6 protein-coding genes and 1 pseudogene are annotated in these 7,197 nt (G+C 73.3%); 6 read left to right on the plus strand and 1 reads right to left on the minus strand.

The features are described 5' to 3' along the window. The 6 genes and pseudogenes from ACWEVO_RS24875 to ACWEVO_RS24900 all read left to right on the plus strand — a co-directional run. The coding region (locus ACWEVO_RS24875) for a vanadium-dependent haloperoxidase (RefSeq protein ID WP_452309929.1) at nucleotides 1-818 on the plus strand (818 nt) is incomplete at its 5' end. Between the two features lie 348 nt (nucleotides 819-1,166). Continuing rightward, nucleotides 1,167-1,574: pseudogene (locus ACWEVO_RS24880) on the plus strand (IS607 family transposase); the annotation flags it as partial. Beyond that, nucleotides 1,567-3,180 (plus strand): IS200/IS605 family accessory protein TnpB-related protein, encoded by a 1,614-nt coding sequence (locus ACWEVO_RS24885; protein ID WP_452309930.1) that lies wholly within the window; start codon nucleotides 1,567-1,569, stop codon nucleotides 3,178-3,180. The pseudogene ACWEVO_RS24880 and the gene ACWEVO_RS24885, both read left to right, overlap by 8 nt. Before the next feature lie 89 nt (nucleotides 3,181-3,269). Beyond that, on the plus strand, nucleotides 3,270-4,076 hold the full coding sequence (locus ACWEVO_RS24890; protein ID WP_452309931.1) for an aminoglycoside adenylyltransferase family protein: 807 nt from the start codon (nucleotides 3,270-3,272) through the stop codon (nucleotides 4,074-4,076). 271 nt (nucleotides 4,077-4,347) lie between these two features. Beyond that, nucleotides 4,348-5,064 (plus strand): uridylate kinase, encoded by a 717-nt coding sequence (locus ACWEVO_RS24895; protein WP_452309932.1) that lies wholly within the window; start codon nucleotides 4,348-4,350, stop codon nucleotides 5,062-5,064. Between the two features lie 11 nt (nucleotides 5,065-5,075). Further along, entirely contained in the window at nucleotides 5,076-6,332 is a 1,257-nt protein-coding gene (locus tag ACWEVO_RS24900; RefSeq protein WP_452309933.1) for an MFS transporter, read from the plus strand. Between the two features lie 22 nt (nucleotides 6,333-6,354). Here the strand turns inward: ACWEVO_RS24900 and ACWEVO_RS24905 are convergent, their stop codons facing one another. Continuing rightward, nucleotides 6,355-7,131 carry a Gfo/Idh/MocA family oxidoreductase gene (locus ACWEVO_RS24905; RefSeq protein WP_452309934.1) on the minus strand — a complete coding sequence of 259 codons (777 nt, stop codon included), beginning with the start codon at nucleotides 7,129-7,131 and terminating at the stop codon, nucleotides 6,355-6,357. Nucleotides 7,132-7,197 lie beyond the last annotated feature (66 nt).

The following is a 7,197-nucleotide window of genomic DNA, read 5'->3' on the forward strand; positions in this document are numbered from 1 at the left end:
CCGCGATGGTCGCCGCCCGCCGCGACGACGGCGCGTTCGGACCGCAGACCTTCCCGGTGGGCACCGAACCGGGCCAGTGGCGCCCCACCCCGCCGGCCTACGCCAACGACGGCGGCTGGGTCGGCCACATGCGGCCGTTCGTGCTGCCCGACGCCGCGATCTTCCGCACCGCCGGCCCGCCGGCGCTCACCAGCGCCCAGTACGCCCGGGACTACGACGAGATCAAGGCGGTCGGCTCGGCCACCAGCACCGTCCGCACCGCCGACCAGACCGAGGCGGCGATCTGGTGGCACGACCGCCGGCTCGGCGAGTGGGAGATCAAGCGTCAGCTCGTGACGACCCAGCGGCTCGACGCGCTGCGCGCCGCCCGGATGTTCGCCCTGGTGGACCTCGCCGAGGCCGACGCGGTCATCGCCTGCTTCAACGAGAAGGAGGCGTGGAACCGGTGGCGGCCGATCACCGCGATCCGGCTCGGCGACACCGACGGCAATCCCGCCACGGTCGCCGACCCGGCGTGGACGCCGCTGCTGGTCACGCCGCCCCACCCCGACTACACCTCCGGCCACACCTGCAACACCGGGGCCACCATGTCGGCGCTGGCGTACTTCTTCGGCCGCGACGACATCCCGTTCAGCGCCTACAGCGCCGACTCCGGCACCCGACGCTCCTTCAGCGGCTTCTCCGCGGCGCTCACCGAGGTGATCAACGCCCGGGTGTGGGGTGGCATCCACACCCGGACCGCCGACGTGCAGGGCGCGCGGATCGGCCTGGAGACCACCGCGTACGTGGTCCGGCACCAGTTCCGGCCCCGCAGTTGAGGCGTACCCGGAGCCGTCTTCTTCGGCGAGGTCGGCGTGGGTCACGTGTTCGGCAGGCTGGCCGGGCACGGCGCCCGGCTGGTCCCGTACTGGCCGTACCGGCTCATGGGGTCCGCCGGGTCGTCGGCGGTGCAGGTCACCGTCTTCCCTGACGGGGGTGAGCGACGGGCGGTCGTGGGTGCTGGGGGCACCTGGCCGTGTGGAACCCCTACACCTCGATCAGCGGGCGCCCCGGCGGTGGCTGGCCTGGTGGACGTCGACGCGGGCCCGGACGGGGACTAGCGGTTGGAGCTGGGGCCGTTCAGCCTCTGCTGGCCGGCTTCGGAAATTGTCGGTGGGTTGGGCTTGTATGCCCGTGTGTCCTCGCAGGATCAGAAGTTTGACCTGGAGCGTCAAGTCGCCCGACTCTCGGCATGGGCGGTGAAGGCCGGTCACCGCATTGTGCGTATTGAGGCGGAGATCGGCTCAGGGATGAACGGCAGCCGCAGTAAGGCCTGTCGCCTTCTCGCCGATCCGGACGTGACGACGGTGGTGGTGGAGCACAAGGACCGCCTTGGGTGGATGAATGTGGAGCTGGTTGAGGCCGCGTTGTCCGCGCATGGCCGCCGGTTGGTCGTCCGCGATGACGGGGAGGTTGCCGAGGATCTGGTGCGGGACATGGTTGAGGTGTTGACCTCGTTCTGTGCTCGCCTGTACGGCCGCCGCTCGGCTCGCGGGCGGGCGCAGCGGGCGTTGGAGGCCGCCAAGCGTGGTTGAAGTGCGCCCGATTGATCCACCGTTCGTCGCTCTCGGCCCGTCGGGTGTCGCGATCCGCGACCGGCTCAAAGGGCTCACTGGCGAGGATGAGAAGGTTCTGCGGCTGGTCGGTGACCGACTCGGCACGCTTGCCGGGAAGGATCTCAAGGCTCGTTGCGCGACCGGCCTCGATCACGACACCGACGGCTGGGCCGAGCGGAAACGGGCCCTGACCCGGGAGTCGTCCTCCCGCTGGGCCGGTTCGATCACGAAGGCCACGCATGACCAGTGGGCGTTGTCGCGCCGCGCCCAGCTCGCCCACATTCAGGGCCTAGAAGCAGGCATCAGGACGATCACGCGCCGGCTGTCGCTGCCGCTCGGCGGGAAGGGCAGCAAACAGGCTCCGGGTGGTTACCGCACCGCGCAGGAGTGGTTCGTCAAGACCCGGCGCCTGCATGTGCTCCAGGACCGACTCGAGCGTGAGCGCGAGGACCGCGCCGCGGGCCGGGTCCGTGTCGTGCGGGGCGGGAAGCGACTGCTGCGCACCCGCCACCACCTCGACGCCGCCGGGCTCACCGAGGCCCAGTGGCGGCAGCGATGGGAAGCGCAGCGGCGGTTCATTCAAGCCGACGGCGAGTCGGGGAAGCGAAACGGGAACGAGACAATCCGCGTCACCTGCGAAGGCGAGGTGTCGATCAGACTCCCGGCCCCGCTGGCGCACCTGGCCAACGCGAAACACGGCCGGTACGTACTCGCCGCGACGGTGTCTTTCCCGCACCGTGGCGATGCCTGGCGCGACCGCGTCACCGCCAACCGGGCAGTGGCATACCGCATCCACGAAGACGTCGACCGGCGCCGCTGGTACCTGACCGCCTCCTGGACGATCCCTCCGACCCGAACCACGCCGGTGGCGACCGCCAGGGTGAACGGGATCATCGGCGTGGACACCAACGCCGACCATCTCGCCGCCTGGCGGCTGGACGAGCACGGCAACCCAGTGGGTGAGCCCCGCCGCTTCTGCTACGACCTGTCCGGCAACACCGACCACCGCGATGCGCAGGTGCGCCATGCCCTGATCCGGCTTCTGCACTGGGCCAAGAGGTACGGGTTGAGCATCGCGATCGAAGACCTCGATTTCGTAGCGCAGAAGACGCGGGAGAAGCACGGCCGCCGCAAGCGGTTCCGCAACGTTATCTCCGGTATGCCAGTGGCCAAGCTGCGGTCCCGGCTCGTTGCCATGGCGGCCGAGCTGGGAATCACCATCGTCGCGGTCGACCCCGCCTACACCTCAAAATGGGGCGCCCAACATTGGCGGCGCCCGCTGACAAGCACCAACCGCAAAACCACCCGTCACGACGCCGCCAGCGTCGCGATTGGACGACGCGCCCTCGGACACCCGATCCGGCGACGGACGACACCGCCCCCCGACGACCAGAGCGATCGCCGCGGGCACCGGACCGCCCAGGCCGGACCAGCTACCCGAGGACGTGAGGGAACCCGCCCCCACATACCCGGACCACGGACACGATCCGATGGCGCTGGATGCGGAGCGAACGCGGGGAACCAGCGTGCCCAACACCGTTCGGGACACGCGGCTGAGCCTGCGCCACCCACGCTCAGTTTCTAGAAACGGTTCGTGACAGGCATGGGTGATCATGGCATCCGGCCGGCGGAAATTGGGCTGCGGGGTCGGCGCGTACCGGCCATCCTGGCCCGATGAATCTCGACCGGCCCACCCTCGACCCGGTCACCCGGGCACAGCTGAAGGACATCCTGCTCGTGGTCGACGGCGTGCTCGGCGCGGACGTGCTCGGCGCCTACCTGCACGGGTCGGGGGTGCTCGGTGGGCTGCGCCCGGCCAGTGACGTCGACGTGTTCGTGGTCTCCGGCCGGCGCACTACCGCAGCGCAGCGCCGCGCGCTGGTCGAGGGGCTGTTCGAGATCTCCGGCCGCCGGGCGTTCCGCGGGCCGGCCCGCCCGGTCGAGCTGACCGTTGTCACCCATGCCGACGTCCGCCCGTGGCGCTACCCGCCGCACGGCGAGTTCCTGTACGGCGAGTGGCTGCGCGACGAGTACGCCGGCGGCGGGGCACCGCGACCCGAGCCGACCCCGGACCTCGCCCCGCTGATCACCATGGTGCTACGGGGGAACACCCCGCTGGTGGGGCCGCCGCCGGCCGAACTGCTCGATCCGGTTCCCGCCGCCGACCTGGCCCGGGCGATCGTCGCCGGGATCCCGGGCCTGCTCGCCGACCTCGACGACGACACCCGCAACGTGCTGCTCACCTTCGCCCGGATCTGGGCCACCCTGGACACCGGCGACATCCTGCCGAAGGACGTCGCCGCCGACCGGGCCCTGGCGCTCCTGCCGCCGGAGCACCGGCCGGTGCTCGCCCACGCCCGCGCCATCTACCTCGGCGAGGCCGAGGAGCGGTGGAGCGACGAGCTGACCGCCCAGGTCAGGCCGCACGTCGACCACGTCCTCGCCGAGATCCGCCGACTGTCCCCGCCGGCCGACGAATGAGCGGCGCGGCGGCCCGCGCGCCGCTGCCGGCCGGAGGGGGCGGCGGCTGGGACGGTCTCGCCCTCGACGTCGCCGCGCCCCGGCACCCTGGCCTGCAGGTGGTGGCGGCGGGCGCGCGCCGGTTCCTCATCCGGCAGGGCGACCGGGTTGTCCTGTTGGCCCGGCAACACCCTGGGCACCATGGTGTGCACTGTGGGATCGGCTCGCGGCCCGCCTGGCCCCCGGCTGGCGGACCGACGACCGCCCCTGACGCTGTCCTACCCTCGGCCGCATGCGCACCCCCGAACCGGCGAGCCGTGCCGATGTCCTGGTCCGCCTCGCCGACCACCTGACCCGGCGTCGCCCGCTGCACCCGCTGCGGGTGGCGATCGACGGCCCCGACGCCGCCGGCAAGACCCGCCTCGCCGACGACCTGGCCCAGGTGCTGGCCGGCAGGCGGGCAGTGATCCGGGTCAGCGTCGACGACTTCCACCGGCCCGCCGAGGCCCGCCTGCGGCGCGGCCCGCTCTCGCCGGAGGGCTACTACCGGGACGCTTTCGACCACGACACCCTTCGCGACCGGGTCCTGCGCCCGCTCGGCCCCGGCGGCGACCGGCGCTACCTGCCGGCTGGGTACGACTTCCGGGCCGACGCGCCCGTGGACGCCGCCGTCCGCCGGGCGCCGGCCGACGCCGTGCTTCTGGTCGACGGCGTGTTCCTGCTCCGCCCGGAACTGTGCGACCACTGGGACGTGGCGATCCACCTGCACGTCGAGCCGGCGGAGACCCTGCGCCGCGCGCTGACCCGTGACCTGTCACTCTTCGGCTCCGCCGACGTGGTGCGGCGGCGCTACCAGGCGCGCTACCTGCCCGGGCAGGAGTTGTACCGGGCGGAGGCCCGGCCGGCGGAGCGCGCCGACATCCTGCTCGACCTGGCCGACCCCGGCGCACCGGTCGTGCTGAGGTGGCCGGCCGATAACCCGGTCGGAGCGGATCGGGAATCCTGGTAGGTTCCCTCGCCGTGACGGGGGAACGGCTCGACGGGCGCTTCGCCCGACTCTGGACGGCCAGCACCATGTCGGCGCTGGGCAGCGGCCTGGCCACCGTGGCGGCGCCGCTGTACGTGGCGTCGCGCACCGATGATCCGCTGCTGGTGTCGGCGGGCTCGGCGGTGGCCTGGCTGCCGTGGCTGCTCTTCGCGCTGCCCGGCGGGGTCCTGGTGGACCGGGTCGACCGGCGGCGGCTGATGGTGCTCATCGACTGGGCCCGGGTGCTGGTGCTGGCGGTGCTGGCCGCCGCGATGGTGACCGGCCGGGCCGGCATCGCCCTGCTGTACGCGGTGCTCTTCGTGATCAACGCCGGTGAGGTGGTGTTCCGCGCCGCCGCCCAGGCGGTCGTGCCGGCGGTGGTGCCCCGATCCCGCCTCGAGCGGGCCAACGGCTGGCTCGGCGGCGGCACGCAGGTCATGCAGAACCTGGTCGCCGGCCCGCTCGGCGGGTTCCTGTTCCTGGTCGCGGCCGCCATCCCGTTCGCCGTCAACGCCGGCACGTACGCGCTCAGCGCCGTGCTGGTCGGCCTGCTCGCCGGGACGTACCGGGGCGGGGCGGTGCCGGGTGCCCGTCGCTCGGTCCGCGCGGAGGTCGCCGAGGGGTTCCGCTGGCTGCTCTCCCAGCGGCTGCTGCGCACCATGACGCTGCTGATCGGCCTGCTGAACGTCACCCTCACCGCCGCCATCGCGGTGCTGGTGCTGCTCGCCACCGACCGGCTGGGCCTCGGCTCGGTCGGCTACGGCGCGCTGTTCACCTGCATGGCGGTCGGTGGGCTGCTCGGCGCGGCCGTCGGCGACCGGCTGGTCGCCACGATCACCGCCACCTGGACCGTCCGGGTCGGCCTGCTCATCGAGGCCGGCCTGCACCTGGCGCTGGCCGCCTCGCGCAGCGCCGCCGTGGTCGGGGTGGCCCTGTTCGCCTTCGGGGTGCACTCCTCGCTGTGGAACATGGTGGCGAACTCGCTGCGGCAGCGGCTCACCCCACCCGCGCTGCTGGGCCGGGTGGGCAGCACCAACCTGTTCCTCGCCGCCGGCGGCAACTGCGTCGGCGCGCTGCTGGGCGGGGTGGTCGCCGACCGGTTCGGCCTCACCGCGCCGTACTGGGTGGGCTTCGTCGTCGCCGTGCTCGTCATCGCCGCGACCTGGCGGGTCTTCGACCGGGCCACCGTCGCGGCCGCGTACGCCGAGCCCGCCCCCACCGATCGGAGCAGTCCGGCGGCCGTCGGCTGAGCGGCCGGATGCCGCACCTGCCTCAGCGCGGTGGTACCGGCAGCGTCACCCCCTCGGCGGCCGACCGGTGGGCCAGCTCGATCAGCTCCACCACGGCCACCGCCTCGGCCGGGTCCACCGGCAGCGGCGCCCCGTCCCGCAGCGCCGCCGCCAGCTGCGCGTAGAAGTCCGGGTAGCGGCCCGCCTCGGTGGGCACCGGGCGCAGCTGACCGTCGGCGCCCAGCCGGCCGTACCGGTCGGGCGTGACCTCGCCCCAGCCCGGCTCGCCCGGTCGGCCGCCCGCGCGCAGCGCCGCCTCCTGCGGATCCAACCCGTACGTGGTGTACGCGGCCCGGTCGCCGAGCACCCGCATCCGCGGCCCGAGCTGCGCCGCCACCGCGCTCGTCCACAGGTGGGACCGGACGCCGCCGGCGTGGGTCAACGCCACGAACGCGTCGTCGTCCACCGCGGCGTCCGGCCGCCGCCGGTCCACCTCGGCGTACAGCCGGGTCACCGGGCCGAACAGCTGGACCGCCTGGTCGATCAGGTGCGCACCCAGGTCGAACAGGGCGCCGCCGGCCTCGCCGGGCGCGCTGCTCTCCCGCCAGCCCGGCTTGATCGCCGGCCGCCACCGCTCGAACCGCGACTCGAACCGGGCCACCCGGCCAAGCTCTCCCGCGGCGACGAGGCGGCGGACGGTCAGGAAGTCGCCGTCCCAGCGGCGGTTCTGGAACACCGTCAGCGGCACCCCGGCGGCGGCGGCCTCCGCGACCAGCGCCCGGCCCTGCGCCGCGGTCGGCGCGATCGGCTTGGCAAACACACCCGGTAACCAAAAAAGTGGACCGCGACCTACCCATTTGGGCGCGTCGCGGTCCACGGAACGGAC

It is taken from the genome of Micromonospora sp. NPDC003776, from assembly GCF_053605645.1.